The organism is Flavobacterium collinsii (genome assembly GCF_902804485.1).
Taxonomy (GTDB): domain Bacteria; phylum Bacteroidota; class Bacteroidia; order Flavobacteriales; family Flavobacteriaceae; genus Flavobacterium; species Flavobacterium collinsii.
This window is the reverse complement of sequence record NZ_CADCST010000197.1, coordinates 1-2927: the sequence shown is the minus strand read 5'-3', so window position 1 is coordinate 2927 and position 2927 is coordinate 1. Positions and strand designations below refer to the sequence as shown.

Genomic DNA, 2927 nt, shown 5'->3' with positions numbered 1-2927 from the left:
GTATTGATTTTCTTAAGATTAATTATTACTAGGTATTTATCAATTGTTTTGTTATGATTTTCATCAATTATTGAATCGCGAATAATAATATTTTCTTTATCAAATGTTTTTTCAAATACTTCGTTAACATTTGCTACATTTCCTTTAAACTCATATCTTTCGAATGAGCCCGTTCCCCCAGATCCAGCTCCATAGGAAAATAGTATTACAAATCCAATCCAATATAATACAACAATAATAAATGCTGTAAAACATAAAATAACTAACCATTTTATAATTTTCATTTTTAATACTTTTTTTTTTCCCGCTACAGCACGAATCTTTTCGTGTGGTAGGTTCTACTTGCACTCTCAGAATTACGAAATTTATAGTTTCTACTCATTTTTAATATTTTAAACCTTTATAACTAGACTAGTCCTTGACATACATACTGTCACACGAAAGGATTCGTGCGGGAGCCTGGGGGTCGTTAAAACAGGATGATTAATCGTCTTTTTTCTCTTTTCCATACTTTTTTCATTTTCTGCCAAATCACATAATAAAACTTCACTAACAGCTGATTTAATATTAAGCATAACCAAATTATTACATCACTTATATGAGTTATAAGAAAAACAATCTGATACTTTTTATGATAATTATAATAATCAATTGAAAGTCCCTCAAAGTAATTTTTCTTTAAAAACAGATATATTAAAACGCTAGAAAATAAAACTATAAAAATAAGTGAGATTTTTTTTGAAATTATTTTATTAAAAAAATAAAACAATATTGTTAAGATTAAATTATAAATTGTAAGTTGGACAATATATATACCTACAAATACAAAAAAAAGTTCTCCCATCTCTTTCATAGATATTCCTAAATAAATAATTGCCATTAAGAATGGAATTTCTGAGAACCAAAAATGTTTAAATATTTTTTTTATTTCTCCCATGTTTTTTTCATTTTTACAATATATGTTAAATAATCATCAAAAGGTTTGTAACCGTATTGATGCTGAAGTATCCATTGTGCCATTACTCCTCCTCTGTAATTAAAATTACCTAAATTAAGTTTCCCCCGCTACCGCACGAATCCTTTCGTGTGGTACGTTTCTACTTGCACTCTCAGAATTACGAAATTTATAGTTTCTACTCATTTTTAATATTGTAAACCTTTATAACGAGACTAGGCCTTGACATACATACTGCCACACGAAAGGATTCGTGCGGGAGCCTGGGATTCGTGCGGGAGCCTGGGTAATCACTTTCTGAAACTCCAAATGTATCTGAATAATTATCGTAGCATCTTAGTCTATATTATTTATCATATCTATTTCTTTTATAAAACAATAAGAGAGATAATGGAAAATAAGCTAAAAATAAATTTTTAGCTACCTTAAATAAAAAAACAGAATTACTCTCTATTAAACTAATAAATAAAAGAATCAGTAAATAAAACATTACGGGAAATAAAAAATAATACTTCCTTTTATAGTCGGCTGAAAAAAAAGATCTTAGATATGAACTGCAATATAGAATAGTAAAGCAAATAAGTTCCCCAAAATAAATTATAACCTCTTCTTTACTATGAAATCCTCCAGATAAATCTATTTTACATAAAATGACAATTAATATAGATCCAACTATATAATTAATCGCTCCATACAATTTGAATTTAATAAAAACAAAAAATATTAATGCCATTATAACAATCATCGACAACAATAATACGATCTCTAATTTCATACTTTTTTAATTAATTGTAATCTTAAATGCCTCGACCTCAAATACCCCGTTAGAATTTATTTTCCTTTCCACTCCTTTAATTTCTTCCACTACAATATTATTTTCAGAAATCTGTTGTTCCATTAAATATTTCTTTGTATTTGCAACAATATCTTTACTTAATTGAAAATAATCCGATATTAACACTCCATCTGCTGTTGCAAGTATTCTTCCATCTGAGTAAAACACCGATCCAAGACAGAGTAAAAACAAAACTCCAATGATACTTTTATATTAAGACGATCAAATATTTATAAAATTTATCATTAATATTTCTTGTAATATTTTAAACCATATAGTGGGAAAAATGCCAAAGATATTGGGAAAAATATACAGGCAAATGCCCTATCGAATTTTAAAGTGAATAATTCAAAAACTACAATAATTCCGAATAAAATAATTGGTCTAATAAAATAATGTTTCTTTTCACTATTATTGTCTGAATAAATAAATAGCGATGAAAAAAACAAAATAACATACAAAAATAAATTGAAAATAAAAATAGGAACCTCAGCTATAGACCTAGTTGTTCCTTCGAAGGATAAATTCGTTAAAATCATTAAAGACACAATACCGATTATCAAATTGGGGATAAAAATATATCCTAGTCTGTGACCGATATAAATTAAAAAAATTAGTACGCAGATCTGCAAAATGTAATTTAGCATATTTTTATTGTTTAATAGTAATTATATAGGCTTCTGTTGTTGAAGATACTTTTACTGAACTTGCAGTCGCATATGTTTTTACCACTAACCTATCAGTTTTTCCAACTTCAATCTTATCAGAAGGAATTCCTTGTTCAATTAAATATTTTTTTGAGTTCTCCCCGCTCCCGCACGAATCCTTTCGTGTGGTACGTTCTACTTACACTCTCAGAATTACGAAAATTATAGTTTCTACTCGTTTTTAATATTTTAAACCTTTATAACGAGACTAGGCCTTGATATACATACTGCCACACGAAAGGATTCGTGCGGGAGCCTGGGAAATATAAAAAACAGTATGACCAACTATACATAAATCAAAAACAATTGCACTATAAAATTTCTATTCTTCTTTGATATATTTTCGATAATATTTTACAATATATAATGGAAAGAAAGCAAGAGCTATTGGTAAAAAAATACAGAAAAATGAATCTTCAAACTTAAATAT

3 protein-coding genes are annotated in these 2927 nt (G+C 27.6%); all 3 read right to left on the bottom strand.

Going from position 1 to position 2927, the window contains the following annotated elements; genetic code table 11:
- The coding region (locus FLA105534_RS23650) for a hypothetical protein (RefSeq protein ID WP_173968528.1) at positions 1 to 284 on the bottom strand (284 nt) is incomplete at its 3' end.
- Positions 285 to 469: 185 nt separating this feature from the next.
- Positions 470 to 937 (bottom strand): hypothetical protein, encoded by a 468-nt coding sequence (locus FLA105534_RS23645; RefSeq protein WP_173968527.1) that lies wholly within the window; start codon positions 935 to 937, stop codon positions 470 to 472.
- A gap of 799 nt (positions 938 to 1736) precedes the next feature.
- Entirely contained in the window at positions 1737 to 1982 is a 246-nt protein-coding gene (locus FLA105534_RS23640) for a hypothetical protein (protein WP_173968526.1), read from the bottom strand.
- Positions 1983 to 2927: the final 945 nt, after the last annotated feature.

Coding starts and splice junctions, on each gene's coding strand:
- FLA105534_RS23645 (WP_173968527.1), bottom strand. CDS start 937: ATGGGAGAAATAAAAAAAATATTTAAACATTTTTGGTTCTCAGAAATT.